This is a genomic window from Achromobacter sp. JD417, from assembly GCF_041879325.1.
Classification (GTDB): Bacteria; Pseudomonadota; Gammaproteobacteria; order Burkholderiales; family Burkholderiaceae_B; genus Achromobacter; species Achromobacter mucicolens.
Genome location: NZ_CP087159.1, coordinates 5,542,381 through 5,569,230 on the forward strand (window position 1 = coordinate 5,542,381; position 26,850 = coordinate 5,569,230).

General features: G+C 60.8%; 24 protein-coding genes, 1 tRNA gene and 2 pseudogenes. 16 read left to right on the forward strand and 11 right to left on the reverse strand.

The window, feature by feature from the left end:
* The first annotated feature begins 77 nt into the window (after nucleotides 1–77).
* Complete coding sequence (locus LN047_RS25495) at nucleotides 78–2,261, forward strand: type VI secretion system Vgr family protein (protein WP_373980567.1); 2,184 nt, start codon at nucleotides 78–80, stop codon at nucleotides 2,259–2,261.
* Here the strand turns inward: LN047_RS25495 and istB are convergent.
* The 3 genes from istB to LN047_RS25510 all read right to left on the reverse strand — a co-directional run bounded on the left by istB (nucleotide 2,253) and on the right by LN047_RS25510 (nucleotide 5,533).
* Nucleotides 2,253–3,044 carry an IS21-like element helper ATPase IstB gene (istB, locus tag LN047_RS25500; protein ID WP_054458908.1) on the reverse strand — a complete coding sequence of 264 codons (792 nt, stop codon included), beginning with the start codon at nucleotides 3,042–3,044 and terminating at the stop codon, nucleotides 2,253–2,255. The two genes, LN047_RS25495 and istB, sit on opposite strands and share 9 nt — an antisense overlap.
* Nucleotides 3,034–4,560, reverse strand: coding sequence for an IS21 family transposase (istA, locus tag LN047_RS25505; protein WP_108627539.1), 1,527 nt, complete (start codon nucleotides 4,558–4,560; stop codon nucleotides 3,034–3,036). Before istA ends, istB begins: the two co-directional genes overlap by 11 nt.
* A 151-nt stretch (nucleotides 4,561–4,711) precedes the next feature.
* A complete protein-coding gene (locus LN047_RS25510; protein WP_128829335.1) occupies nucleotides 4,712–5,533 on the reverse strand; it encodes an IclR family transcriptional regulator in 822 nt (273 codons plus the stop codon).
* 421 nt (nucleotides 5,534–5,954) lie between these two features.
* Here LN047_RS25510 and LN047_RS25515 point away from each other — a divergent pair, with 421 nt between their 5' ends.
* The 5 genes from LN047_RS25515 (at nucleotide 5,955) to LN047_RS25535 (ending at nucleotide 10,912) form a co-directional block, all read left to right on the forward strand.
* Nucleotides 5,955–6,962, forward strand: coding sequence for a 2-dehydro-3-deoxygalactonokinase (locus tag LN047_RS25515; protein WP_373980568.1), 1,008 nt, complete (start codon nucleotides 5,955–5,957; stop codon nucleotides 6,960–6,962).
* Between the two features lie 9 nt (nucleotides 6,963–6,971).
* On the forward strand, nucleotides 6,972–7,625 hold the full coding sequence (locus LN047_RS25520; RefSeq protein WP_062839854.1) for a 2-dehydro-3-deoxy-6-phosphogalactonate aldolase: 654 nt from the start codon (nucleotides 6,972–6,974) through the stop codon (nucleotides 7,623–7,625).
* The gene (gene dgoD / locus LN047_RS25525) at nucleotides 7,622–8,770 is read left to right on the forward strand and encodes a galactonate dehydratase (protein ID WP_373980569.1); all 1,149 of its coding nucleotides are present in this window, start codon (nucleotides 7,622–7,624) and stop codon (nucleotides 8,768–8,770) included. Before LN047_RS25520 ends, dgoD begins: the two co-directional genes overlap by 4 nt.
* Nucleotides 8,771–8,796: 26 nt before the next feature.
* Nucleotides 8,797–10,107, forward strand: coding sequence for an MFS transporter (locus tag LN047_RS25530; protein ID WP_056324855.1), 1,311 nt, complete (start codon nucleotides 8,797–8,799; stop codon nucleotides 10,105–10,107).
* Nucleotides 10,108–10,603: 496 nt separating this feature from the next.
* On the forward strand, nucleotides 10,604–10,912 hold the full coding sequence (locus LN047_RS25535; RefSeq protein WP_373980570.1) for a DNA-binding protein: 309 nt from the start codon (nucleotides 10,604–10,606) through the stop codon (nucleotides 10,910–10,912).
* A gap of 22 nt (nucleotides 10,913–10,934) precedes the next feature.
* Here the strand turns inward: LN047_RS25535 and LN047_RS25540 are convergent.
* From LN047_RS25540 to htpG, 4 genes and pseudogenes are all read right to left on the reverse strand, one after another.
* Nucleotides 10,935–12,134: pseudogene (locus LN047_RS25540) on the reverse strand (MFS transporter).
* Between the two features lie 193 nt (nucleotides 12,135–12,327).
* A complete protein-coding gene (locus tag LN047_RS25545; protein WP_373980571.1) occupies nucleotides 12,328–13,593 on the reverse strand; it encodes a type II toxin-antitoxin system HipA family toxin in 1,266 nt (421 codons plus the stop codon).
* A complete protein-coding gene (locus LN047_RS25550) occupies nucleotides 13,590–13,841 on the reverse strand; it encodes a transcriptional regulator (protein ID WP_373980572.1) in 252 nt (83 codons plus the stop codon). The genes LN047_RS25545 and LN047_RS25550 overlap by 4 nt, the downstream gene beginning before the upstream one ends.
* A 239-nt stretch (nucleotides 13,842–14,080) precedes the next feature.
* Nucleotides 14,081–15,979, reverse strand: a complete 1,899-nt coding sequence (gene htpG, locus LN047_RS25555) for a molecular chaperone HtpG (protein WP_373980573.1) — start codon at nucleotides 15,977–15,979, stop codon at nucleotides 14,081–14,083.
* A 208-nt stretch (nucleotides 15,980–16,187) separates the two neighbouring features.
* Between htpG and LN047_RS25560 the strand changes: the two genes are divergently transcribed.
* The 8 genes from LN047_RS25560 to LN047_RS25595 all read left to right on the forward strand — a co-directional run bounded on the left by LN047_RS25560 (nucleotide 16,188) and on the right by LN047_RS25595 (nucleotide 22,657).
* Nucleotides 16,188–17,579: a uracil-xanthine permease family protein gene (locus tag LN047_RS25560; RefSeq protein ID WP_373980574.1), complete on the forward strand. Its 1,392-nt coding sequence runs from the start codon at nucleotides 16,188–16,190 to the stop codon at nucleotides 17,577–17,579.
* Nucleotides 17,580–17,736: 157 nt separating this feature from the next.
* Nucleotides 17,737–17,821 (forward strand) — tRNA-Leu (locus LN047_RS25565).
* A 320-nt stretch (nucleotides 17,822–18,141) separates the two neighbouring features.
* Entirely contained in the window at nucleotides 18,142–18,453 is a 312-nt protein-coding gene (locus LN047_RS25570; protein WP_373980575.1) for a hypothetical protein, read from the forward strand.
* Between the two features lie 650 nt (nucleotides 18,454–19,103).
* Nucleotides 19,104–19,337, forward strand: a complete 234-nt coding sequence (locus LN047_RS25575; protein WP_373980576.1) for an antitoxin VbhA family protein — start codon at nucleotides 19,104–19,106, stop codon at nucleotides 19,335–19,337.
* Nucleotides 19,338–19,538: 201 nt separating this feature from the next.
* Nucleotides 19,539–19,994 carry a hypothetical protein gene (locus tag LN047_RS25580; RefSeq protein ID WP_373980577.1) on the forward strand — a complete coding sequence of 152 codons (456 nt, stop codon included), beginning with the start codon at nucleotides 19,539–19,541 and terminating at the stop codon, nucleotides 19,992–19,994.
* Nucleotides 19,991–20,599: a hypothetical protein gene (locus LN047_RS25585; protein ID WP_373980578.1), complete on the forward strand. Its 609-nt coding sequence runs from the start codon at nucleotides 19,991–19,993 to the stop codon at nucleotides 20,597–20,599. Before LN047_RS25580 ends, LN047_RS25585 begins: the two co-directional genes overlap by 4 nt.
* A 172-nt stretch (nucleotides 20,600–20,771) precedes the next feature.
* On the forward strand, nucleotides 20,772–21,986 hold the full coding sequence (locus LN047_RS25590; RefSeq protein WP_373980579.1) for a nucleoside triphosphate pyrophosphohydrolase family protein: 1,215 nt from the start codon (nucleotides 20,772–20,774) through the stop codon (nucleotides 21,984–21,986).
* A complete protein-coding gene (locus LN047_RS25595; protein WP_373980580.1) occupies nucleotides 21,983–22,657 on the forward strand; it encodes a uracil-DNA glycosylase in 675 nt (224 codons plus the stop codon). Before LN047_RS25590 ends, LN047_RS25595 begins: the two co-directional genes overlap by 4 nt.
* Before the next feature lie 438 nt (nucleotides 22,658–23,095).
* Here the strand turns inward: LN047_RS25595 and LN047_RS25600 are convergent, their stop codons facing one another.
* Both LN047_RS25600 and LN047_RS25605 read right to left on the reverse strand, forming a co-directional pair.
* The gene (locus tag LN047_RS25600; RefSeq protein ID WP_373980581.1) at nucleotides 23,096–23,374 is read right to left on the reverse strand and encodes a hypothetical protein; all 279 of its coding nucleotides are present in this window, start codon (nucleotides 23,372–23,374) and stop codon (nucleotides 23,096–23,098) included.
* A gap of 119 nt (nucleotides 23,375–23,493) precedes the next feature.
* Nucleotides 23,494–23,799 (reverse strand): annotated as a pseudogene (locus tag LN047_RS25605) (integrase core domain-containing protein); the annotation flags it as partial.
* Between the two features lie 134 nt (nucleotides 23,800–23,933).
* On the opposite strand from LN047_RS25605, the gene LN047_RS25610 reads away from it, so the two are divergent.
* Together LN047_RS25610 and LN047_RS25615 are read left to right on the forward strand one after the other, a co-directional pair.
* Nucleotides 23,934–24,662 carry a hypothetical protein gene (locus LN047_RS25610; protein ID WP_373980582.1) on the forward strand — a complete coding sequence of 243 codons (729 nt, stop codon included), beginning with the start codon at nucleotides 23,934–23,936 and terminating at the stop codon, nucleotides 24,660–24,662.
* 150 nt (nucleotides 24,663–24,812) lie between these two features.
* Nucleotides 24,813–25,442 (forward strand): HAD family hydrolase, encoded by a 630-nt coding sequence (locus LN047_RS25615; RefSeq protein ID WP_373980583.1) that lies wholly within the window; start codon nucleotides 24,813–24,815, stop codon nucleotides 25,440–25,442.
* A gap of 29 nt (nucleotides 25,443–25,471) precedes the next feature.
* On the opposite strand, the gene LN047_RS25620 is transcribed toward LN047_RS25615, so the two are convergent.
* Together LN047_RS25620 and LN047_RS25625 are read right to left on the reverse strand one after the other, a co-directional pair.
* Nucleotides 25,472–25,684: a hypothetical protein gene (locus tag LN047_RS25620; RefSeq protein WP_062841218.1), complete on the reverse strand. Its 213-nt coding sequence runs from the start codon at nucleotides 25,682–25,684 to the stop codon at nucleotides 25,472–25,474.
* Nucleotides 25,681–26,850 carry a PepSY-associated TM helix domain-containing protein gene (locus tag LN047_RS25625; protein ID WP_373980584.1) on the reverse strand — a complete coding sequence of 390 codons (1,170 nt, stop codon included), beginning with the start codon at nucleotides 26,848–26,850 and terminating at the stop codon, nucleotides 25,681–25,683. Before LN047_RS25625 ends, LN047_RS25620 begins: the two co-directional genes overlap by 4 nt.

Below are 26,850 nucleotides of genomic sequence, written 5' to 3' on the forward strand. Positions count from 1 at the left end.
CGCGCCGGACGCTTGCCTATAGGCGGACTTGGCACTCATCAGTGCGGGGAAAGGTCTGTCGTTGCAGGAAGCACGTCATGCCTACCCAATCCGATCTGCGCTTCACCTTCGCCATCGGCGACCAGCCCTTCGACGTGGTCGAATTCACGCTGCAAGAAGGCCTGTCCGAGACCTTCTTGCTGCAAGTAGAACTGGCCAGCGCGAATGCCGCCATCGACTTCGGCAAGGTGCTGGACCGCGCCGCACTTCTTACCCTCTGGCATGGCGAGACCCCGATCCGCTATGTGCACGGCGCAGTGTCGTCCTTCGTGCAAGGCGACACGGGCTTTCGCCGAACACGGTACTCGGCCATCGTTGAACCGCGCCTGGCACGCCTCAAGCTCAGTTCCGACTGGCGCATCTTCCAACGCCTGACCGTCCCGCAAATTGTCCACGCCGTGCTCAAGGCGCATGGCCTGACCCAAGACTACGAGCTACGCAACACCACGGAGCACCAGTCCCGTGAATACTGCGTGCAAGCCGGCGACACCGACTATCACTTCGTCGAACGCATCATGCGCGAGGAAGGTTTCTTCTATTCCTTCCGCCATGGTGCAGAGGGCCATCAACTGGTCCACAGCGATCGTCTGTTCATTCACGGCCGCGTGGGCGACGAGCCGGTGCAGTACAACCCCACGCCCGGCGGCGACCAGCCCCAACCTGCGCTGCGCCGCTTTGCCTACACCGAGAACGTGCGCACCGCTCGCCAGACGCAGCGCGACTACACGTTCCACCATCCCCGCTACACCCACCAGCACAGCCGCGATGGACAGGACCTGACCCACCAGGGCCGCCGCTACGAGCACTACAACTACCCGGCCCGCGCCAAGTTCGACGAAGCCGGCAAGCCCTTCGCCGAAAACCGCCTGCGCGGCCACCGGCGCGATGCGCACGTCGCCTTCGCCGAAGGCGACGATCCACGCTTGCAGCCCGGCATCTCCTTCACACTGACCGGGCACCCGCGTGAAGACTTCAACCGCGGCTGGCGTCCGGTGCGCATCATCCACTGGGGCAAGCAACACGCGAGCCAGGCCGAAGAAAGCGCCGACGCCCATTTAGGAACGCATTACCGATACGAAGCGGAACTCGTGCCGGACGACGCCGAGTGGCGTGCAGAGCCGCTGCCCAGGCCCCGCATCGATGGTCCGCAGAATGCCTTGGTGGTGGGACCGCCCAACGAGGAAATCCATACCGACGAATATGGACGCGTGAAGGTCCAATTCCCCTGGGATCGAGAAGGCACGCAGAACGAACACAGTTCCTGCTGGATTCGCGTCTCGCACAACATCGCGGGCGCAACCTGGGGCCACATGGCCATTCCGCGCGTTGGCCAGGAGGTCATCGTCTCCTACTTCGACGGGGACCCGGACCAGCCCGTGATCACCGGGCGGACCTACAACCGCCTCCAATTGCCGCCGTACGAACTGCCAAAGTTCAAGGATCTGGCGACGGTCAAGAGCAAGGAACACAAAGGCAGCCGAGCCAGTGAACTACGTCTGGACGACACCCCGTCGCAAATCAGCGCTGCACTGATGAACGATCATGGCACCAGTCACCTGCATCTGGGCTACATGACCCATCCGCGTCCCACCGGTGGCGCGCCGCGCGGTGAAGGCTTTGAGCTGCGCACGGACCTGCACGGGACGTTGCGCGCGGCGCAAGGCCTGCTGTTGACGACGGAGGCGCAAGCCAACGCCCAAGGCGGCCAACTCGACCGCGCGGAAATCGTGGCCGTGCTGGAGTCTGCGCTTCACCTGGCCCGAAGCCTGGGCAATTACGCCGATGCGCATCAGGGCGTCCTCCACGACCCCGAGCCGCGCCACGACCTGACTGCGCTGGTGCGAGCCCTTGGCCACGGCGCCAATGATCAGGCCAGTGGAACGGGCGAAGGCTCGGCGCCGGTCATGGCGCTCTCCGCCCCGGCAGGGATCGCCGCAGGCACACCGCACGCCATCGCGCTAGCCGCGGGCACGCATCTGGACGCCGCAGCCCACGCAAACCTGCAACTGACGGCCGGCGAACGCGTGGTCGTCAATGCCGGCAACGGCGTGGGTACGTTCGCTCAGCGTGGGGACATGCGCCATATCGCCCACACAGGCCAGCTGCTATTGCAGGCGCAACGCAACAGCATCCACATCGACGCCGACAAGAGCGTAGAGTGTTGGTTTGCACTGAAAACTGACCCAGCGTTTGCATCGAAAACTGACCCAGCCCTAATTTGATTGGGTCAGGGTTGCCACAGATTTGGCTGTTTTACGCTCCTTTTTGGGCTGCGTGCTGCTGTTTTTGAATCGGTAGCTGTCGTTGCCGGTCTCGACGATGTGGCAGTGGTGGGTGAGTCGGTCGAGCAACGCAGTCGTCATTTTTGCGTCCCCAAATATGTTTGCCCATTCAGCGAAGCTGAGATTGGTGGTGATGATGAGGCTTGTGTGCTCGTAGAGCTTGCTGATGAGGTGAAACAGCAGCGCACCGCCGGCTTGGCTGAATGGCAGATACCCGAGTTCGTCGAGAATCACGACGTGCGAGTGCATGAGCCGGTGGGCGAGGTGTCCAGCTTTGCCGGCCTGCTTCTCGAGCTCCAACGTGTTCACCAACTCGATCGTGGAGAAGAAGCGAACTCGGCGACGCAGGTGTTCGATGGCGTGAACCGCGAAGGCCGTCGCCAGATGCGTCTTGCCGGTGCCAGGGCCGCCAACTAATACGACATTGTGAGCGGGTTCGATGAACTCGCCGCGGTGCAGTTGCCGAACAAGGGCTTCGTTGACCTCGCTGCATCCGAAGTCAAAGCCTTGTAAGTCTCGATATGCTGGGAACTTGGCCACCTTCATCTGATAGGCAATAGATCGCACCTCTCGCTCAGTAAGCTCGGCCCGTAGAAGCTGGCTCAAGATGGGAGAGCAGCTCTGGTATGCCGGAGAGTCTTGCTGCACGAGGTCGGTGAGCGCTTGAGCCATACCGTGCAGCTTGAGCGCCTTCAAGCGCTCGATCATGAGTTCATGCTGCATGACGTGGCTCCTGAGTGCGGAGGGTGTCGTAGCGGCCGACGTTCGCCTCGGGTTCGACTGTGAGCGAGAGCGCTTGGGGCGCCGTCAGCGGCGGTAGCGGTGTGCCGTCGAGCAGTCGGCTCAAGATGTTGAGAATGGTTTGCTTCGATGGCGTACCGGCCTCCAGCGCTAAGGTCACTGCGGCGAGGACCAGTTGCTCGTCATGCAACAAGACCAACGACAGGATCTCCACCATCTCTCTATCCCCGCCAGCGTGAGGCAGAAGCCGTGCCTGAAGTTGGCGAAATGCTTCCGGCAACGCGGTGAACGGCGCCCCATTGCGCAGCGCGCCAGGCTTGCGTTGCAGCACGGCGAGATAATGCCGCCAGTCGTAGAAAGTGGCACCACGGTCATGGCGCCGGTTGATGTGGCGAGGATGCTGCGCGATGACGTGACCTTCGGCGACGACCACGAGGCGATCTGCATAGACCCGCAAACTCACGGGCAGGTTGGCGTAGGACGCGGGGACGCTATAGCGGTCACGTTCGAAGGCGATCAAGCATGTGGGGGAAACGCGCTTGGTGTGTTCCACAAAGCCGTCGAACGGCTGGCCAACAGGCATCAGAAATGGGCGTTCCTCGGACCATATCTGCCAGATGCTCTGGTCACATGCCGGATGGCGTATCTGTTGCCACAGCCTGACGCACTCGTCGGCCAACCAGTCGTTAAGCGCTTCCAAGCTCGAAAAGTGGGGCAGGCGTTGCCAGATCCGCCTCCGGCTATCCTGCACGTTCTTCTCGATCTGTCCCTTCTCCCAGCCTGACGCGGGGTTGCAGAACTGCGCATCAAACAAATAGTGGCTGACCATGCTGGAGAATCTGGCGTTGACCTCGCGTGACTTGCCGCGGCCGACCCTATCCACAGCGGTCTTCATGTTGTCGTAGATACCTCGACGCGGGATGCCTCCCCACGCCACAAAAGCGTGATGGTGCGCATCGAACAGCATCTCATGCGTCTGGAGCCAGTAGGCGCGCAGGAAGAAGGCGCGACTGTGGCAAAGCTTGAACTGCGCGATCTGGAGCTTGGTGCGCTCGCCGTTGATCACCGCACTGTCCTCGCTCCAGTCAAACTGAAAGGCGTCGCCTGGTGCGAACGTCAATGGCACGAACGTGCCCCGTCCTGAAGTCTGAGATCGTTCCTGTTGTTCCTGTCGCCATCGTCGCGCGAAAGCGGCAACACGGTCGTAAGAGCCCGTGTAGCCTAGAGCGCAGAGATCCTGGTGCAGCTGCAATAGCGAGCGTCGCTGCTTGCGTGTGCGGTTGGCCTCGGCCTTGAGCCATGCCGAGAGCTTCTCCGCATAGCCGTCTAGAACGGTAGGCCCAGCCGCACGGCTGTAGGTTGGTTCAATGGTGCCCGAGCGCAGATAGCGTCGCACCGTGTTGCGCGATATGCCAAGTCGCTTGGCAATCTCTCGTAAAGAGACATGATCACGCAAGTGCCAACGGCGAATAATGCTGAGAAGAGCCACGTCGATCACTCCTGTCTCCTGCACGGGTACCGAGCAGGATAGTGTTCACGAGGTGGGTCAGAATTAGATGCAAATCAAACGTAAAAGTGGGTCAACTCTGCCTGCAAATCAACAGCGTGTCGAAAGCCACGCGCTCCGGGATCATCAGCCTGATTAGCCCTCACCCCCGCTCCACCTTCCACCCCATCTCCGCCGAAATCCCCGCCGCCGCGCCCTGCACTACCGGCACCATCTCGCGCATGCGCTCCAGCGACATATAAGGCACGGTGCTCGACACGCTGATCGCGGCCACGATGCCGCTGGAGGCATCGCGCACCGGCGCCGCCACGCAGCGGATCGAGGGCTCGTTGTCTTCCAGGTCGAACGCATAACCCTGCGACGCGTAGTCGCGCATGCGGTCGCGGAACGCCTCCCATCCCTGCTGCCCGCCCGGCGCGCGGGATGAAACGGGAGCGCCCACGCGATGCAGCGATTTCCATTGCGATTCGTCGGCGTCCAGCAACAGCGCCTTGCCGACGCCGGTTGCGGCAAGCGGCATGCGGTGGCCCACCCGCGAACGCATTTCCAATCCCTTCTTGCCCGGGATTTTTTCCAGATACAGCACGTCGTTGTTGTCGCGCACCGCCAGGTGGATCGTGTCGCCGGTCAGTTCGGCCAGGCTGTCCAGATAAGGGCGTGCCAGCGTCGCCAGCGGAAAAGCCTCGCGCGCCTGGAATCCCAGCTCAATAAGCTTGGGGCCCAGCACGTAGCCCACGCCCGGCAACGCGCGCAGGTAGCGCTCTTGCACCAGACAACTTGCCAACCGGTGCGTGGTGCTGCGCGCCACGCCGATGCGCGCGCAGATCTCCTTCAGGTCGCGTGCGCCATCGGCCACGGCCTGCACCACGGCAAGGCCGCGCATCAGCGTCTGCGTGCCGGCGGGCGCGGCGGCGTCGGGGTCAAGCGGGGCGGATGGCTCGGGGGGCAGTGTGGTGGCGGTCATGTTGCGAAGAGGGCGTTGCGGCGCGGCGGGGCAGATTGGCAAGCATACCCGGCGCCGCGGCACGGATACGTGAGCAAAGCGGGAATCCAGGGCGCTTCGCCGGGCGAACAAAGCATGTCGCCTGTCCATACAAAGGCCATGTCAAAGGCAACGTCAAAAGCACTTCAAAAGCACTTCAAAAGCACTTCAAAAGCACTTCAAAAGCACCTCAAATTCCCTGTATGTGGGATTTAATTCTATATTTTGAGATTTTTCAAGCGCTGGACTAGAATTTTTGCCATTCGTGCGCTGCGCGTCTCCCGCGCGCGCACGGCAGATTTCAGACAACAAGGTCCGCGCCCCCCTCGCCCGGTCCCGCGCCCCCCCCCCCAACGGCGCTGCGACGGCGCCCGATGCGCGGCCAGAGACGAGACAGACTCTGATGAATACCGGATCGCCCCCCCCTGCGGCTCTTATCGCGCTGGATTGGGGAACCTCTTCGCTGCGCGCCTACCGCCTGGATGCCACAGGCCGCACGCTCGATACGCGCCATCTGCCCTGGGGCATCATGCGCCTGCCGCAACCGCTGCAGGACGGCGCCGCCACCACCACGCTGTCCGGCTTTGAGCTGGCGTTTGAACAGGCTTGCGGCGACTGGCTGCGCGCCGAGCCCGCCCTGCCCGTCATCGCGTGCGGCATGGTCGGCAGCGCGCAGGGCTGGAAGGAAGCCGCCTACCTGGATGTGCCCGTCGACCTAGAACGCATCGGCACGCTGCTGACGGTGGTGGAGCGCGCGGGCAGCACGCCCGTCCACATCGTTCCCGGCCTCATCCAGCGCCACGGCCTGCCCAACGTGATGCGCGGGGAAGAAACCCAGGTGTTCGGCGTGATGGCGGAAGAAGCCAACGTCAACGCCGACAGCGTGCTCATCGGACTGCCCGGCACGCACTCCAAATGGGTCAACGCGCGCCGCGGCCGCGTCACTCACTTCGACACGTTCATGACCGGCGAGGTCTACGCGGCGCTGCGCGGCCACACCATTCTGGGCCGCACGATGGCGGACGCCCCCACCCCTGACCTGGCTGCCTTCGAGCGCGGCGTCAAGATCGCCGGCGCGCCAGCGGGCCGAGCGGGCGTCATGTCCACCATCTTCAGCACGCGCGCGCTGGGCCTGACCGGCGAACTGGCGACCGAATCGCAGGCGGACTATCTGTCGGGCCTCCTGATCGGCCATGAAGTCGCCGCGCTGGCCGAGATGTTGCGCCAGCAGGGCGAATTGCCGCGCATCGTGCTGTGCGGCGACCCGGCGCTGTGCAAGCGCTACACCCTGGCCATGCAGCACTACGGCCTGGGCGTGCCCGAACAGGCGCAGAACGCGACCGAGCGCGGCCTGTGGCACCTGGCCATCTGTGCCGGCCTTGTCACTCCCTCCACCCCGATTCCCGCCTAGGAACCTTCGATGAACCATCCCGGTCTCCAAACCGCCATGGCCCACTGCGGCCTGATCGCCATCCTGCGCGGCATCACGCCCGCCGAAGCCGAGCCCGTCGGGCAGGCGCTGTACGACGCGGGTTTCCGCCTGATCGAAGTGCCGCTCAATTCGCCGGATCCGCTGGACAGCATCCGCGCCATGCGCGCCGCGCTGCCCACCGACTGCCTCATCGGCGCCGGCACCGTTCTCAATCCCGATGACTGCGCACGCATCCAGCAGGCGGGCGGCGAACTCATCGTCATGCCCCACAGCGACCCGGCGGTGATCCGTCAGGCCAAGAAACTGGGCATGGCGTCCTGCCCCGGCGTCGCCACGCCTACCGAAGCCTTCGCGGCGCTGGCCGCCGGCGCCGACGTGCTGAAGATGTTCCCGGCCGAGCAGCTGGGCCCCGCCGTGCTCAAGGCCTGGCGCGCCGTCATGCGCCCGCCGATCGCGCTGGTTCCCGTGGGCGGCATCACGCCCGACAACCTTTCCAGTTACGCCCAGGCGGGCGCCAGCGGCTTCGGCCTGGGCTCCGCCTTGTACAAACCCGGCCTGTCGGCCGAAGCAACCGGCCAGAACGCGCGCGCTTTCGTCGCGGCCTGGCAACGCGCCTATCCTGCCCAGGAGACACAAGCATGAAGATCACCAAGCTCACCACCTACATCGTGCCGCCCCGGTGGTGCTTCCTGAAGATAGAGACGGACGAAGGCATCGTCGGCTGGGGTGAACCCGTCGTCGAAGGCCGCGCGCATTCGGTTGCGGCCGCCGTCGAGGAACTGTCGGACTACCTGATCGGCAAGGATCCCCGCAACATCGAAGACCACTGGACGGTCCTGTACCGCGGCGGCTTCTACCGCGGCGGCGCCATTCACATGAGCGCGCTGGCCGGCATCGACCAGGCGCTGTGGGACATCAAGGGCAAGCACCTTGGCGTACCCGTCTCGCAGCTTCTGGGCGGCAACGTGCGCGACCGCATCCGCGTGTACTCGTGGATCGGCGGCGACCGTCCCGCCGATACCGCCGCGGCCGCCAAGAGCGCCGTCGAGCGTGGCTTCACCGCCGTCAAGATGAACGGCACCGAAGAACTGCAATACATCGACTCGTTCGACAAGGTCGACAAGTGCCTGGAGAACGTTGCCGCCGTGCGCGACGCCGTCGGCCCGAACGTGGGCATCGGCGTGGACTTCCATGGCCGCGTCCACAAGCCCATGGCCAAGGTGCTGATGAAGGAACTTGATCCGTTCAAGCTCATGTTCATCGAAGAGCCCGTGCTGAGCGAACACTACGAAGCGCTGAAGGAACTGGCGCCGCTGACGTCCACGCCCATCGCGCTGGGCGAGCGCCTGTTCTCGCGCTGGGACTTCAAACGCGTGCTGTCCGAAGGCTACGTCGACATCATCCAGCCCGACCCGTCGCACGCCGGCGGCATCACCGAGACCCGCAAGATCGCCGCGATGGCCGAAGCCTACGACGTCGCGCTGGCGCTGCATTGCCCGCTTGGTCCCATCGCGCTGGCCACGTGCCTGCAGATCGACGCCGGCTGCTACAACGCGTTCATCCAGGAACAGAGCCTGGGCATCCACTACAACGCCGCCAACGACCTGCTCGACTACGTCAGCAACCGTGAGGTCTTTGCCTACGAGGACGGCATGGTCGCGATCCCGCAAGGTCCCGGCCTGGGCATTGACGTGAACGAGGAATACGTCAAGGAACGCGCCGCAGTGGGTCACCGCTGGCGCAACCCCATCTGGCGTCACGCCGACGGCAGCTTCGCCGAATGGTAAGCCGATAAAAGAGAGAGGAGACACCATTGTCCACCGCCGCCCACACCGGCCTGCAGAGCGCCCAGCGCCCGACCCGCAGCCGCTACATCATCATGGTGATGCTGTTCATCACCGTCGTCATCAACTACCTGGACCGCAGCAATCTTTCCATCGCCGCACCCGCCCTCAAGGACGAGTTCGGCCTGGACACCTGGCATGAAGGCCTGATCCTGTCCGCCTTCGGCTGGACCTACGCCGCCATGCAGATCCCCGGCGGCTGGCTGGTGGACCGCGTGTCCCCCCGCGTGCTGTACGCCGCCGCGCTGATCCTGTGGTCCGCGGCCACGTTCTTCATGGGCTTTGCCGGCAGCTTCGTCATCCTGTTCGTCCTGCGCCTGGCCGTGGGCGCGCTGGAGGCCCCGGCCTACCCCATCAACAACCGCGTCGTCACCACCTGGTTCCCGGAACGCGAACGCGCCACCGCCATCGGCTTCTACACGTCCGGCCAGTTCGTCGGCCTGGCGTTCCTGACGCCGGTGCTGGCCTGGTTGCAGCACCACTACGGCTGGCACATGGTGTTCGTCAGCACGGGCCTCCTGGGCATCATCTGGGGCGTGCTGTGGTTCATGATCTACCGCGAACCGCGCCAGTTCAAAGGCGCCAACGCGGCTGAGATCGAACTGATCCAGCAAGGCGGCGGCGTCGTCGACCTGGACACGCGCGTGCGCGAAAAGAAGGCCCCGTTCAACTGGAACGACCTGGGTTTGGTCATGAGCAAGCGCAAGCTGTGGGGCGTGTACCTCGGCCAGTTCTGCCTGACCTCCACGCTGTGGTTCTTCCTGACGTGGTTCCCCACGTACCTGGTCAAGTACCGTGGCATGGACTTCATCAAGTCCGGCTTCCTGGCGTCGGTGCCCTTTCTGGCCGCCTTCATCGGCGTGCTGTGCTCGGGCGTCCTGTCCGACTTCCTGATCCGCCGCGGCGCAACGGTCGGCATGGCGCGCAAGCTGCCCATCATCCTGGGCCTGTTGATCTCCACGTCCATGATCGGCGCGAACTTCACGGATTCCACGCCGTGGGTCATCTTCTTCCTGGCCGTCGCTTTCTTTGGGAACGGCCTGGCGTCGATCACGTGGTCGCTAGTGTCCACGCTGGCGCCGGTGCGCCTCCTGGGCCTCACCGGCGGCGTGTTCAACTTCGTCGGCAACCTGTCGTCGATCTGCACGCCCATCGTTATCGGCTTGCTGGTGTCCAAGGACAGCTTTGCGCCGGCGATCGTGTATGTGTCGTCGCTGGCGTTGCTGGGTGCGCTGTCGTATATCTTGCTCGTCGGAAAGGTGGAGCGGATCGAGGCTTGAGGACTTGGCCTGGGTTTGAACCCTGGCTTTGAATGAAGGGGCGTCCTGCGGGACGCCCTTTTTTCTTGTCGATCCCAATACGTCCTGTTTCGTCGTTCACACAGACACAAACGACATCGTCCCCTTCCGCGTGCTCGGCCGCCGGCGTGATGAATCCATCACGCACCTCCATTGCGCCGCTCCTTTCGTTCGCCGGATCATCCGTTAGCTCGCAGCCCCTTTGCGAGGAGATGAAGAGACACGGAGTCAGCGCCCCATACGGCTTGACTTTAATTCGTCAATAAACGAATATCCGCATGGTCGAAATCGAACATTACCTGGCACCTGATGGGCCTACGAATCCTTATCTCGATTGGCTGAACAGTCTGCGAGATAACCGCATCAAGGTCGCCGTCATACGGCGAGTTGTACTGCTTCTATGTGGCGGCGACAAAGGCACCCAATCGGCGGATCTTGCGTGCGCCGTCCGCTATCGCACAGACTGGGAACAAAGACCATGAAAAGCAGATCACACGACGAGGCGATGGCCGAGCTGTACCGCAATGACCCCGGACTGGCCGCGGACCTGATCAACCGCGTTCTGGAAGATGGGGATCAGGCAGAGCTGCTCATCGCGTTGCGTCAACTTACCCAGGCCTTCGGCGGCGTTCAAACCGTGGCATCCACGGCGCGATTGAACCCCACTCAGCTATATCGCACACTCTCCCCAAGTGGAAATCCCGGTCTTAGTAGCCTCACAGCCATCCTGAAGGCAATGGGATTGCGATTGGCCGTACAACCGTTGGAGCGGCGGCAACTCAACTAGCAGTTTCCGGCCATGGATAACCTCAGCAGCCCTGCATCGCCACCTTGCGACGGCGCACGTTGGTGGCGCGCTGCACCAGCACCAGCGCCAGGCCAGCCGTTGCAATCAGCGCCCCGGCAATCGGCACCGCCGCGTAGCCCATGCCCGCCGAGATCACCGCGCCCCCGGCCGCCGCGCCCACCGCGTTGCCCAGGTTGAACGCGCCCACGTTCATCGACGAGGCCAGCCCCGGCGCATCCGTCGCGGCGCGCATCACGCCCATTTGCAGCGGCGGCACCACCGCGAATGTCGCAATGCCGAAGATCTAGAGCGCGATCGCCGCACCGACCGGCGTGGAGGCCAGCCACGGGAACGCCAGCAGGTCCGCAATCACCAGCACCAGGAAGAAAATCAGCGTGCCATCGAGCGAGCGGTCGGCCATGCGCCCGCCCACGCCGTTGCCCAGCGTGAAGCCCAGACCGATCAGCACCAGCATGCCCGTCACGAAAGCCGGCGACGCGCCCGTGATCTCGGCCAGCGTCGGCGCGATGTATGTGTACAGCGTGAACATCGCGCCCGCCCCCAGCACCGTCGTCAGCAGGGCCAGCAACACGGCGGGGCTGCGCAGCACCGCCAGTTCATGACGTACGTTGGGACGACGCCCGGCCTCGCCCGCAGGCAGCGCCAGCCACAGCGACAGCATTGCGACCAGGCCCAGCACCGCCGTCGCAAAGAACGACATCCGCCAGCCGATCGTCTGCCCTAGCCACGTCGCGGCCGGCACCCCACCCACGTTGGCGATGGTCAGCCCCATGAACATCGTCGCCACCGCGCTGGCCTGTTTATGACGCGGCACCACGCTGGCGGCCACCAGCGAGCCCAGGCCAAAGAACGCGCCGTGGTTCAGGCTGGTCACCAGGCGGGCCAGCAGCAGCGTCGTGTAGTTGGGCGACAGCGCCGACAGAATATTGCCGATGGTGAAGATCGCCATCAGCAGGATCAGCGCCTTGCGCCGCGACCAGCGCGAGAACGCCAGCGTCATCAGCGGCGCGCCGATCATGACGCCGATGGCGTAGGCGCTGACCAGCATGCCCGCGCTGGGGATGGACACGTTCACCCCCTCGGCGATGACGGGCAACAGGCCCATGGGAGAAAACTCGGTCACGCCGATGCCAAACGCACCGACGGCAAGCGCCAACAACGGCGGGCCGGCCTTCACCGGCTGGGTTTCTTGGGGATTCATGCAAGTTCCTTGGGTTCGACGGCGCCGGCAGGACGTTCCTGGGGCGCGCCCGGCCTGAAATGGCCGGCGCATCGGATAGACAGGCGTGCAGTATGACCGCCGGATCCTTGCAGAAAAAGGCGTCTGGCGGGCAAACACTTTTGACTTCAGGTCATTAATCAGCGGATGTCGAACCCGGCACCTGGGCGCGCCGTCAGGGATGCAGTCCCCAGCGCTTTGCGTGCTTGCGCGTGTTGGTCGTGATCCATCGCGTCAGCCGCTCCAGAAGCGTCCGTTCTGTTCCCAACCGTGCTTCGTCCCACAAACGAGCCTTGACCTGGGCCAGCGCGTCCGGCAACGCGCCGACAAGCGATTGCGCCACGGCAGCAACATAGCGCGGGTTAAATCCCAGATCGCTCGCCATGGCATCGAGTTGTTCCTTGCCTATGGCGCCCGGCTTGTCTTCCCCGCCAATGGCAAATGCAAACCGCGCGCTCAACCCCGGGTAAATTGCCGTGCACATCAAGTCGTAGAACGGCGCAAGGACGTATTTCCCGTCGCCATCCAGAAGCACGGAGAGATTCTTTGCGTGGCTGTCGTTGTTGCCCACCATCAGGTTGAACAGAATCCACTGCAGAAAACGCTTTACGTCCGGGCCACCGACACCCGTCGCCGCCAGCAACTTGCGGCAATCCAACAGCGTCGGACCGCCATCAGATTCGTACTTCACGTTCGAAGGCTTGCCCGCCAACTGGCACAGATCAAGCTGATGCAGTCGCCGTAAACCGCCCAGTCCGTCGGGCATGCGGTCGTAACGCTGAATAAGACACGCGCGCGTTTCCGGTTGATAAATGGCTTGCGCAACGCCCAACCCAAGTGCTGCCGCCAGTTGCATGACCAGCGTCTCGTTCAGGGCCGATGCCCACACCCCATCCAGTCCGCGGATATCCGGCTTGAGGATGTGAGTGGAAGGGGCCGCACCTTCCGGCAGCGCGGGTGAACCGTCAGGCATGACCGTCAGCAGAAGCTTGTCCTGCGCCCCCGCGAGCGAGATCCGCGTGCCTTCAACGTTCTCGGCCACCAGCGCCGGCACGCCTGCCTGCTGCAGACACGCAGCGATTTCCGGCCAAGTCACGGGTCGATACTGGGCGGGCTGAGGAACTTCCCCCTGCGGCAAAATCGTCAATCCACTCGCGGTGTCGCCGCCGACGCTGCGCAGCAATCCGAACACCGTCGTCGCATGCCGGCTGGCTTGCAGAAACTTGCGCACGTGGCCTTCGGGCAGCAGGTTTTCGAAGAAGGCGTGGACGGCTTCAGTGGATTGATCACCTTGCACAAGCGGTATCGACGGCGAGATCGGACGGGCGTCCGGGTGAGCGACCCACGCGTCGTCATACGCGAAGCGCAGGGGCTGCTCGTCGAACAGGCGCCCGACCTTCTGGCCATCCCGGTAGAGATCGAGCGCGTCTACGTTGCTCACGGCAGCCTCGCGCGCTTGGGTGCGATCTGCACCTCCAGCCCGAGCAGATCCAGCGCATCCAACACCTTCTGCAACTGCAGCGTCGGCTTGCCTCGCTCCAGGTCCACCACGAAGCGATTGCCGGTCCCGGACAGGCCAGCCAGATCCACTTGCAGCAACCCTTGGGACCGCCGGACGGCTCTTACCAGTTCGCCCACTTCGGCCGAGGTTTGCACCGTCACGGGAAACGCGTCGACGTTCGAAGCCATCGCCACCTCCTTTTTTACCGTGCGGGAATTTTAGCTAGGTTTGAGCGCATTTGGGTCTTGTTTTTCCCGATCGGGAATTTTTTGCAAAATATTCAAAGAAAACGCATTGATATTACCGATCGGGAATTTTTCAACCTGTTTTGCCCGCCTCAGCCACAAAAATTACCGATCGGGAAGCAAAGCCCCCTACAAACAAAAAGGGCGTCCTCCCCGGACGCCCTCCATTTACCCCAACGCGCTTACTTCAACAGCAACGCGTTCAAGCGCTTCACGAACGCCGCCGGGTCCGCAATCTGCGCCCCCTCGGCCAGCAGCGCCTGATCCAGCAGCAGACGCGCCCACTGATCGAACTCGCTGTCGTCAGCCGAACGGATACGCGCCAGCAGCGGGTGCTCGGGGTTGATCTCCAGCACCGGCTTCACGTTCGGCGCTTCCTGGCCCGCGGCCTTCAGCATGCGCAGCAGGTGCGGGCTGAGTTCGTTCTGGCCCACCACCACGCACGCCGGCGAATCCACCAGGCGCAGCGTCACGCGCACTTCCTTGACCTGGTCTTCCAGCGTCTTTTGCAGGCGCTCGACCAGCGGCTTGAAGTCCTCGGCCACTTCGGCCTGGTGCTTCTTTTCTTCCTCGTCGGCCAGTTCTGCCAGATCGAGGCCGCCCTTGGCCACCGACACCAGCGGCTTGCCGTCGAACTCGCGCAAATACGACAGCATCCATTCGTCAACGCGATCCGACAGCAGCAGGACCTCGATGCCCTTCTTGCGGAAGATTTCCAGATGCGGGCTGTTGCTGGCCGCGGCGAACGTGTCGGCCGTGACGTAATAGATCTTGTCCTGGCCTTCCTTCATGCGCGACACGTAGTCGGCAAACGACACCGTCTGCGCCTGATCGCCCGAGTTCGTCGACGCAAAACGCATCAGCTTGGCAATGCGCTCCAGGTTGGCCGCGTCTTCGCCCGCGCCTTCCTTCAGCACCTGGCCGAACTCCGACCAGAACGTTGCGTAGTCTTCCGGCTTGTTCTCGGCCAGGTCTTCCAGCAGCGACAGGATGCGCTTGGCCGAGCCCTCGCGGATGGCGCGCACGTCGCGGCTTTCCTGCAGGATTTCGCGCGACACGTTCAGCGGCAGGTCCGCCGAATCGATCACCCCACGCACAAAGCGCAGGTACGACGGCAGCAGCTGATCGGCGTCGTCCATGATGAAGACGCGCTTGACGTACAGCTTCACGCCGTGGCGGCCGTCGCGGTCCCACATGTCCATGGGCGCGTGCTTGGGCACGTACAGCAGCTGCGTGTACTCGCTGCGGCCTTCGACGCGGTTGTGCGTCCAGGCCAGCGGGTCGTCGTAGTCGTGCGAAACCGTCTTGTAGAACTCGCGGTACTGCTCTTCCGTCACCTCGGACTTGTTGCGGGCCCACAGCGCATTCGCCTGGTTCACCGTTTCCAGTTCGTCGGTCTTGACCTGCTCGCCCTTCTCTTGATCCCACTCTTCCTTGGCCATGCGGATCGGCAGTGAGATGTGGTCGGAGTAGCGGCGCAGGATCTCGCGCAGCTTCCAGCCGTTCAGCAGCTCGTCCTCGTCGGCGCGCAGGTGCAGCGTCACGTCCGTGCCGCGGCAGGCCTTTTCAGCGGCGGCAATCGTGAACTCGCCCTGGCCGTCCGATTCCCACTGGATCGCTTCCGTCGAACCGGCGCGGCGGCTCACCACCGTGACCTTTTCCGCCACGATGAACGACGAATAAAAGCCCACGCCGAACTGGCCGATGAGCTGCGCATCCTTCTGCTTGTCGCCGGTCAGCTGCGAGAAGAACTCGCGCGTGCCCGAGCGGGCGATCGTGCCCAGGTTGGCCACCGCCTCGTCGCGCGACAGGCCGATGCCGTTGTCAGAAATCGTGATCGTGCGGGCGGCCTTGTCGTAGCTGACCGTGATGGCCAGTTCGCCGTTGCCTTCCAGCAATTCCGGCTGGTCGATGGCCTCGAAGCGCAGCTTGTCGCAGGCGTCCGACGCGTTCGACACCAGCTCGCGCAGGAAGATTTCCTTGTTGCTGTACAGCGAATGGATCATCAGATGAAGCAGCTGCTTCACCTCGGCCTGGAACCCCAGGGTTTCGGACGCGGAATTCGTGGCGGTTTGGCTCATAGTTCTACGTGGCTCGGAAAATAAATTAGGGACAAATATCCGGCGGCTAGGGCGATGCGCCTGCGCAGGCGCCGGGAAACCCTACTGATGTGGGGGCCAATGGGAACTTTTCAAGGCCGGGGTGGCGGCCCTGCAACCTGACAACCGGCTGGCCCCGGTAAAATCCCGCACTTTTCTCACCTCCCCCTCCCCGGCCGGCCCTCCCGCCATGCAACCCGCCTCCCTCTCCCAACCCGCCCCCCACGGTGCGTCCCACGACACCGACGCCCCCCACGACCTGGTCTACGGCCCCGACGACCGCCCCGCGCCGCCCGTCGCCTTCGTCGCCGCCCTGCAGCATCTGCTGGCCATCCTGGTCCCCATAGTCACCCCCGGCCTCCTCATCTGCCAGGCGCTGGGCGTCAGCAGCCGCGACACCACCCTGATCGTTTCCATGTCGCTGGTCATCTCCGGCATCGCAACGTACGTCCAGTGCAAGCGCTTCGGGCCCCTGGGCGCCGGCCTGCTCATCGTGCAGGGCACCAGCTTCAACTTCGTCGGCCCGCTGATCGCCGGCGGCTCGGTCATGGTCAAGCAAGGCACGCCGGTCGAAGCCGTCATGGCCGCCATCTTCGGCGTCGTCATCGCCGGCTCCTTCGTCGAAATGGGCATCAGCCGCATCCTGCCCTTCGTCAAACGCCTCATCACCCCGCTCGTCACCGGCATCGTCGTGCTGTTGATCGGCCTGACCCTCATCAAGGTCGGCCTCATCAGCATGGGCGGCGGCTTCGGCGCCATGGCCAACGGCACCTTCGCCAGCGCCGAGAACCTGACCCTGTCCGGCCTCGTCTTGGGCACCATCATCCTGCTCAACCGCGTCCCGGTCGTCTGGATCCGCAGCACCGCGCTGGTGCTGGCGCTGGCCGTCGGCTACATCGCCGCCGCCTACATGGGCCGCCTGGACTTCACCGGCGCCCGCGAAGCCGCCCTCTTCCAGGTGCCGGTCCCCCTGCACTTCGGCCTGGGCTTCTCGTGGGCCTTGTTCGTGCCGATGCTGATCATCTACTTGGTCACGTCCCTGGAAGCCATCGGCGACGTCACCGCCACCAGCAAGGTATCGAAGCAGCCGGTTGAAGGCCCCCTGTGGATGCAGCGCATCAAGGGCGGCGTCCTGGTCAACGGCGCGAACTCGCTGCTGGCCGGCGTTTTCAACACGTTCCCCAGCTCGGTATTCGCGCAGAACAACGGCGTCATCCAGCTGACCGGCATCGCCAGTCGCCAGGTCGGCGTGTGGATTGCCGGCATGCTGATCCTGCTGGGCCTGTTCCCGGTCGTGGCCGGCGTCCTGCAAGCCGTGCCTGAGCCCGTTCTGGGCGGCGCCGCGATGGTGATGTTTGGTGCGGTGGCCGCATCGGGCATCAATATCCTGGCGGGCATTCAGCTGGATCGCCGCGCGCTGCTCATCATCGCTGTGTCTTTGGCACTGGGATTGGGGGTGTCGCAGGTGCCCGAAATTCTGTCGCACCTGCCGCACTCGGTGAAGAGCGTGCTGGAATCGGGCGTCGCAACCGGCGGGATTTGCGCGCTGGTGATGAACTGGTTCCTGCCTGAGAAGAAGTAAGGATAGAGGGGGTGCGCGTCGGGGGTATGCTGCCCCCGGCCAGCCCCCTGAACGACAGGGCCGCCCGGCCCTCGCCTGACAAGATGCCAAAGACCGCATATAATCGCGGTCTTCGCATCTCCCGCTGCCGTCACTTGGACGCGCTCGCGACCCCCTAGCCCGGGTGGTGAAATTGGTAGACGCAGGGGACTCAAAATCCCCCGCCGCAAGGCGTGCCGGTTCGATTCCGGCCCCGGGCACCATCTATAAATCTTCTGATGATTCAAGCCATTAGAAGGTGTCGCAGTACAGCCCCGCACCGGGGGAATTTCCTAAAATTGTGGTCAGGTACCGTTTCGGTACAGTGATGCGGCGCTTGCGTCATACCGAGTGCTCGTGGCTGCGATCATTTAGACTTCCTCGGGCACTTGGAAAGGCCTCATTCGCAAGACAGGCTGGCCGGCCAAGGCCAAGATCTTCCGCACCAAGTTAGACGCCGAAGACTGGGCGCGCGGTGGCTTTGTTTAACGCGCTTTTCGATAGGGTAATAAGCGCGACCACGCACGATCCCATCAGTTCGTTTTTGCAGATCATCGTCCTTGCCTTGATCATCTTCTTCGCGCAGAGAAAAACGAGTGGCTTAGGGGCGAGATTGGCTGGCGGCATCGCCTTTGACGCTGTGACATTCAGGAGCATGGCGCAGGGTATTGGCAACGTGGTGAATCCTAAGACGACTCGCCGCGATATGCAGTCGGGCATGATGGTTACTGCTGGCCGAACCAACCACATGATTGCAGGCAACACCATGTGGAACCCAGCCTATCGGCAACACGTCTTGCAGAACATGGGCAAGAACTGGGGACCGGCAACGGGCGGCTCCGTCAACGGTAAGTGATGTGCATGTTGCGTCCGTAACGGCCTCGCCATCAGCGAGGCCTTTTCTTCTATGGCCGCACATATCTCCGCGCTACGCTTGGGCAACCCCTTCGGTTGCATCCCGCGTCCGTTCTTCCCGGACTGGCCGCGGGGGCAGGCCCAGCGGCTTCGCCTTGTTCCTCCCCCGGCCGACAGGCTGCATGGCTTCCAGAGGCATCAAGGGTGAAGGCTTCGCCCGGGATCCTCACCCGTTCCCTGCGCTGCGCTTCGGGCTGCGGCTTCCGGTCCCGCCCTTGACGCCTCTTCCGGCCAAACGGCGTCAGTAGCGGTGCTGTCAAGCGGATGACGGGTCAAGGGGTTGGTGCGGCCCGCAGCCCACAGGGCGAGGACACGGCCCCTTGACGCGGCAGGAGCGCCCCACGCTATGCCGAGGGCAGGAGTTCTGGGCCAACGGCCCGCAACCCCTGCTCCCGAGGCTCCCGCCGGCGAGGGTGGAGAGTCCAGAGAGGCAAAGCCTCTTTGGAAACTACGGCTAGTACGCAGCCGATACTGGCGTCCATAGCAGGTAAAACAAGACAATTTCAGCGCGTCACCTCTGTGGCTAAGTGCACCTAAACCAAATTACCCATACTTCTTGTAAGATCGAGTTACCTACGGCAAGGAGGCACCATGGCAGGCACGGGTAAATGCAGGCAACAGCCCCGCAAAACCATATCGGATACCGAACGCAGCCGCCGGCAATCGGCGGTCAACTATGCGCGGGCCTCCGTCGGTCTAGAAGGTTTCTCGCTCAGTGAAGCAGATGAGGCCCACTCTCAGCGTTTCGTTGATGGTCAGATAAGCCTGCGAGAGTTCCTGCAGCCGCCCGCTGACGCATTAGCACTCCTAAAGTCTTCGTCATGACGAAGAAATTTAGGATTTGGGGACTAGTGCAGGATAGGCTGTCGCCGGCTAACGTAGTACACACGCAATTGAAAACTGGGCTAAGGCTTGTTCTAGCTCCCTACTATCTTTCAAAGCTACTCATTCAGCCCCAGCCATTTCGAGAGTTTGTATTCGTCAATTAAACGCCGCATCGAAATTTCTACCTAAAAAGGAGTAAACATGGCCACGCAAAGAAAAGCATGTGTTGTCTACACCGAGGGTTTGAAGGGGGCAGTTCCTACTGTTACCGAGGAACTTCAAAAAAAGGGATTTGATGTATGTGTGTCTGCTGCGGATCTAGAGATAGCAGAGGCAGCGCAAGCAGGAAATCTCGAAAATGTAAATGCCGAAGTAAAAGAATGCATTGCTAATGCAGAAATTTGCATCTTCTTGATTCCTCAAAAGACCCCAGAGAGCATAACTGGGGCGGCTGAGTGTGCAAGGGCATCAGGAGGAAAGATTATTGCTGTTGTGGAGAACGTCAAATTCATTCCTCAAATTTTTGACGAATTAGCCACAGCACTGGTGTGTATTGACAGCCCACAGCTACCTGAAGCGCTAGGCGGTGAAGAAATATGGGAAGCACCCAAGCAATCTCCCGAGGGACGCAAAATCGCCCGCGTCAAATGCCAATGAACGCCATGCCAAGAATTTATTCGTACAAACTGTCAAGGGACTTTGGGTTCGCGCCCAACCCGTTTCATGGCGTCTGCACACTTGCAACCTGCAAACCACAAATTAGGGAAGGAGCACAGGTCGGAGATTTAGTTTTTGGCTTTGGCAGTAAAGCGCTAAATCTCGAAGAAAGAATGATTTTCGCCATGCGAGTCACCGAGAAGCTAAGTTTTCAACAGTACTGGGATGATCCGCGCTTCTCAGTTAAAAAGGCAAGCTTTTCTTCAAGCAAAGCTGCTGCTTTTGGCGACAACATTTACCATCTTGATAGAGGCCAATGGATACAAGAAGATTCGCATCACAGTCTTGAAGGCGGCGAATTAAATAAAGCCAACTTCGATAGAGATCTTGGCTCTGAAAATGTTCTTGTGAGTAATGACTTTGTGTACTGGGGAGCAGGGGCCCCCCCAATACCGGATCATCTCAGAGTCCTTGATGGGGACGACCTATATCCCAACGGAAGGTTTTTTCGTTCCAGATATTCAGAAATATTTAGAAGTGAAGTAGCTCGTTGGTTTGCAAATCTTCCCGAAAGGGGAAACCTTGGCCGTCCAACCTGCTGGTAAATATAGACCTCTACACAAATCTGCGTATTTTTGACAAGCCTACCCATAAGAACTTCCATTTCTAAAAATTTCTATCATCGTCAAGTCTAAAAAGAAAACCAATTTAAAGCCGAGCCACCTCTTAACCAGCCGGCACTGCTGATGCAAAACCTTTCTTATAAGAGAGATTTTTATGCCTAGGCTTTCTCCTCAGCCCGAACCACTGTCAATCACCGATTACGTGGCAAAGGCTTTTTCAACCAATCAATTCAAGCAAGACCAAGATGGTTTTCAAAAGATCATATTTGGCTATTTTGGTGAGATTGGTGGGCTTCTTTCTGCCATAAAAAAAACGGGGCGAGACAAACTTGCCTCCACCGAGGCGGAGCTAGCAGGTGAAGAACTAGGTGACGCACTTTGGTATTTAATAAACATCGCAAATTTTTTGAACATCGATGGAGATCAAGTAGGTGAACAATGCATCAAGATTCTGCGAGAAAGAGGCCAAGAGTCTTTGCAACAGGCAGTCAAGCCAGTAACTTTTCGGCATATAGATAGCCTACTTGAGATTCGTCGCACACCAAGATCGCTTGATAGGTCACTTCAGCTTGGTTGCCTTGCATACCAGGCAGGGTTGATAGCAAAAAATAAATTATCCGATTATCAAAAAATGCCTGATCCAACTCATATAGAACATGTTGGCATGCACCTCGCCGAACTTGCCATTGCATGCGCAAGTTTCAATTTGAGGCTAGAAGACGTTGCCAGGAATAATATAAAAAAAATAAAGAGCCGTTGGCCGGGAGAAGAGAGAAGTTACCCAGCACCATTTGACGAAGGATTCCCGGAACACGAACGTTTCCCTTCAGAGATAAAAATAAGCTTCATCGAACGAGGCACCCGTGAAAGCGGCCATGTGGTTCAAAGTCTTAATGATGTTTTTATTGGTGATCGCCTAACCGATAACAGCAATGAGCCTGATGACTACCGGTTTCACGACGTTTTTCATCTCGCGTATTTGGCGTTTTTGGGATGGTCTCCGGTCCTTCGTGGGTTACTAAAAAGAAAGCGAAAATCCAATCCACGAGTTGATGAGAACGAGGATGGAGCCCGTGCAATGATTATTGAAGAAGGCATTGCTACGTGGATTTTCAATCACGCAAAAGAAAGGAGCTTTTATACTGGCGATAAAAGCCGAGGCTTGGATTATGCTCTGCTAAAGCAGATCAGCAGCATGGTACAAGGTTACGAAGTTGAAAAATGCCAGCTTTGGCAATGGGAACAGGCTATAATACAAGGTTTCGACGTTTTTCGTCAGCTACAAGAGCATCGAGGGGGCGTCGTGACCGTGGATGTCCGCAACCATGTGATGACCTTCACCGCTCCTAACAAGGCTTGTTCTCCATGACTCCCACTGCCTTCGTGAATGCATTATCCGAACTTAAGCTGGATAACGTATTTAACCCCTATTCAGATGTTTGTGCTGTTCACGACCGAGCGGACGCTGCCTTCGCTCGCCGTCGCAACTTAAAGGGATATCTCAAAGCCGCAGTAAGTATGGGTGTAGACACCATATGGATGGGACGCGACCTCGGCTACCGTGGAGGTCGTCGTACTGGCTTGGCGCTTACGGACGAGTTCCATCTTCCTGAAATGAGTCAGCGTTATCCAGGCACGAACTTCAAGCAGGCTACGCTCGGCCCTGCCGTGGCCGAGAGAACCGCCTCTGAAATTTGGTCGGTTCTTCGATCTCTAACTTTGCCACCACTCTTATGGAATGTTTTTCCCTTCCATCCACACGAACCAAATAATCCATTCTCCAATCGCAAGTTTACGGCCCGAGAGCTTTTGCTCGTTGATGACCTTAACGAAAAACTAATTAAGTGGCTGAATATCCGCAGGATAGTGGCTATCGGACAAGATGCATCGCAGTATTCAAGCCGCTTTGGGCTTGAAGTTATAACTATTCGTCACCCAAGCTATGGTGGCGTAACGGACTTTCGTAATGGAATGAGCGAGCTGTATGACATTCCTTGTCAATACTTCAAGTTTAAGAGGGATCAAGGCGTACTTTTCTAATTTTGTTAGGTCCTCCCCAAAACTAGTAGCCCCAACGAGTTCGAAATACGTGTATAGCCTCGCAGATGTACTGTACCGAAATTTAGGTACAGTACAGGTACAGTGATCAGTTCTCACCAATTCAGCTAAAATACGCTAACCTACTGATTTGAAACTGGTTTTACCTATTTCAACCTTCGCTAGAATTCGCCCCGTTTCCCTGTAGAAACACTGTAAATCACCGACTCAAAATCCCCCGCCGCAAGGCGTGCCGGTTCGATTCCGGCCCCGGGCACCACCGCTTCTATTCAATGCGACGTAACGCGATAGCTTTCGACGCAGAAACCCCAAGAAATTCAAATACATGGTGCGAGATTAGCGTCGTCATCCGTCGCAATCCGTCGCTTCGCATCGCGCTATTGCAGCCCCCCCCCGGCAGGTCCCCCAAACTGACATTCATCACAAAAACCCTCTGGGTGACTTGATGCTGGCCGGCTTGAACAGGTAACCGTCCAGTGTTACGGCACCACCGCTTTTCCCTTTGTCCAGGCTTGGAAAGCTGACCTGTTCGGGCTGCATTCCCCCACCATGCGCAGTTCCTGGCACAGCACCGGCTAGCGCGAACGCCAGTGCCCCTGAAACCATCATCTGTCTATGCATGCCTCCGACGACGTCTATTGCAAGATTCCTCGCGCCAAGCCAAATATTTGCTACCTTCTGTAGAATCTTCGTCATCATCATTGCTACCTGAGACTTTCCTTTTAATGCATGAAGCAAATCATCAATACATCAGACACATATAAAGTCAAGTCTATCAGCCACTTGTGAATCGCCCGGTTTTCGCGGAGGCTGTTTGGTTAAAGTAAAACGGCCTCACCGGCGGTTGTGCCGAGTCGGGTGTAGTAGTTTGCTCAGCCTCGGCTGGTGGAACATAGCCGATCGATGAGTTCAAGCGTTTATGGTTGAACCAGGCCACCCATTCGAGCGTTGCCAGTTCGACAAATTTCCTGGTTTTCCAGGGTGCGCGGCGTTGAATCAGTTCAGCCTTGTACAAGCCGTAGATGATTCTTGGCCAGGCGTTGTCGTAACTGTCACCACCTGCCGACCGACGGCTCGATGCCCGCTTCGGCCAGGCGCTTGCTGTAGCGAATGCTGACGTACTTTGGTGCTATCAGTAGACCGATCTCGAAACAACGATCAAGTCCGTCGAATCCTCCCGCTCTTAACCATCGCGCGTGGGATTCACCAGCGTTTGAATACCTAAGCCCCTATGCCTCTAAAGACCTGGATTTCCCGCTTGCAGACCACGCGCTGCAGTTTGCTTGCCGCATTGGCCTTCTGCGTCTGCCTGCCCGCCAGTGCCACGCAGACCCCGCCACCAGACGCCGTCCAGCCGCCAACCCTAGTGTGGGGCGCCGTTCCCAGCGCGGATCTCTACCTGCTGGTGGCCAGCCCGCGTCTCAGCAAGCCCGAGCTGCAACAACTGGTGGCCGACAAGGTCGGTCGTGGCATTGGCGATAACCAAACCATCACCCAGGTCTGGAGCAATGTGCCGGAACCCATCCAGCTGTGGCTTTCGATCGACCCCGCGCGGCTTCGGGAAGCCAAGCTGTCCACGGATCAGGCCTTGGAGGCGCTGGCTTCCAAACTGGGGATTTCCGCCCAGCCCACCCAGGGAGTCCGCCCGCCCCAAGCGTGGATCTATTCCGGCGCCACACGCGAGAAGCTCGAAGCCTGGAGCGATGCGCCCCCACGGCTGGCGGACGGCACCGTCGTCAACCCATCGGAATGGGCGACATTGGCATACCTGCAATCCCCGGAATCCTGGGAAGCCTGGAACAAGGTTGGGTTAAGCCTTACGGTGTCCGCAGAGGCACGCGGCGATTCGTTGGAGAACGTCGTCAGCGAACGCCTGAAAGCCCTAGCGTCCCATCTGCCCGATGACGTGTCGGTATTGATCCTGCCGGCGGGTCGCGGATTGAATGAAGCCGACGGGATATTCGTCACGGTTGGGCGCGACGAGTAGCCCCGCACCCGGTGCTCCTGCCTCCCTGCTCACCTAAGACCAGGGGAGCAATCAAGCTGCCGCACCTTTACCGCTAGAATTCCGTCGCAGACAGGCTGGGCATCACGATCCGGCCAACCAACGGAAAGCTTCATTGGCGCAGGAGGTTCAATGGCAATCAAGGCCGTGGCATTCGACGTATTCGGAACCTTGGTCAACATCGATCGGCCAACCCGCCCGTTCCGCAAGCTGGTCCGCCTGCTGCACGAAGCGGGCCGCCCGCGCCAGCGCGACGACGGCATTCGGGCCATGAGCAGTGCGATCGACCTGCGGCAGGCTGCCCGTTTGTTTGGCGGGATGATCAGCGAAGATGCGCTGAACGCACTCGAAGCCGAGCTGCGCGAAGAGATTGAATCCATCACATTGTTCCCGGACGCCGCGCCAACGTTGCTGGCACTGAAGGCGCGCGGCATCAAGGTGGCGCTGTGTTCCAACCTGGCAGCGCCGTACGGCCCGCCCGTCCTGGACTTGCTGCCGTTTCAGCCGGACTTTTGCGCTTGGTCGTACGAGGCCGGGGCAGTGAAGCCGCAGCCTGAGATCTATCAGTATCTGTGCGAGGGCATTGCTTGCCAGCCCGAGGACGTCCTGATGATCGGCGACACCATCGAGGCCGACATGATCGGGCCTCGGAAGTTCGGCATGCACGGGTATCACCTGGACCGGCACGCGGCAACATCGAATTCGGCAGAGTCCGTACGTTCGCTGAGCGATGTGCTTACGCTGATGGCCGCGCGCCATTGACGCCAGGCCGTCCGAATAAGAAGGCGGCCCTATCCGCCCCGGCGCCGCCAGGCCCACCAGACCGCCCCGATCGGCGCAAAGATCGCCAACCACGACACCCCGTCCCACACCCCATCGCCCAGCAGCGCCGACACCAGCCCCACCACCGAGGCTACGCCTAGCCAGATCGGCACGCGGAACACCTCGCCCGCCGATTGCAGGTTCTCGGTCCGCGCGCCGCGCGCATCAACGTTCTTGCTCATTGCGCTGCCCCTTGCCGATCACCCTGCCGCAGCGCGCCGGCGGTCTCTGCGGCATCCTGGGTCAACGATTTCGAAGCCGTTGCCGCCTTGGGCTTGCGCAGCCATAGATACAGTCCGCTACCCAGCACCACGATTGCAAAGAGATCCAGCACCGCCCAAAGAATCTTGAGCGGCAGGCCGCCGTAATCCCCAAAATGCAGCGGCTGCGATAGGAACAGGGTTTTTACGTACCAGGGCATCTCTCGCGTGTCGGTCAGCTCGCCGTTAGTGGCGTCCACCAGCGCGGGCTTTAGCAGGCGCGAGGTCACGGGTGTGTTGCCCTTCATGAAGAACGTGTAGTGATGCGGGCTGGAAAACATCGTCCCCGGAAACGCGACGAGGCTCACCGCCATGTCCGGCACGGCGGCGCGGGCCGTGCGGATGGAAGCTTCCAGATGCGCGGGCTGCGTGACGGGCGGCAGGCCGCGGAACGGCGCGGTCATTTCCGCCATCTGGTCCATCTGCCAGAGGCTAAGCACGACTCGGTTCAGCGTATTGATGCTGCCCGTGATGCCAACGACCAGCAGCCACACCACGGTGACAATGCCCAACAGGTTATGCCAGTCCAGCCATTTGACGCGGGTGCTGCGCTGCGTGCGCAGCGCGCCAAATTTCAGGCGGCGCATGAAGGGGTAATACAGCACCACACCGGACACGATGGCGACCACCATCAAGAGGCCCATCGCGCCCAGGAACAGCATCCCCGGCAAGCCGGCGAACATGTCGGTATGCAGCTTGAGCATGACGTACATGAAGCCTTCGTCGGTGGCCGGTTCGTCCAGGACCTTGGCCGTGCGCGAGTCGATGACGACGGCGTTGTTCTCCTCGGGCGGCGCGTCGACGGCGCTGGCCATGGAGACATACGTGATGTCGGGATGCTCGTCCTGATCCCAGAACATGTAGCGGATGACTTCGCCCGGGCGGCGCTCCAGCGCGGTCTGGGCAATCTGGTCCATGCTGGCGTTGGGCGTGCCGGCGGGCATGGGCGGCGCTTCGACCACGCCCGACAGGTGCTCAATCTCTTCATGGAAGATCAAGGGTAGTCCGGTCAGACACAGCAGCAGCATGAAGACCGTGCAGACCAGGCTGCTCCACTTGTGTATCCAGGACCAGGCTTGCGTGGACAT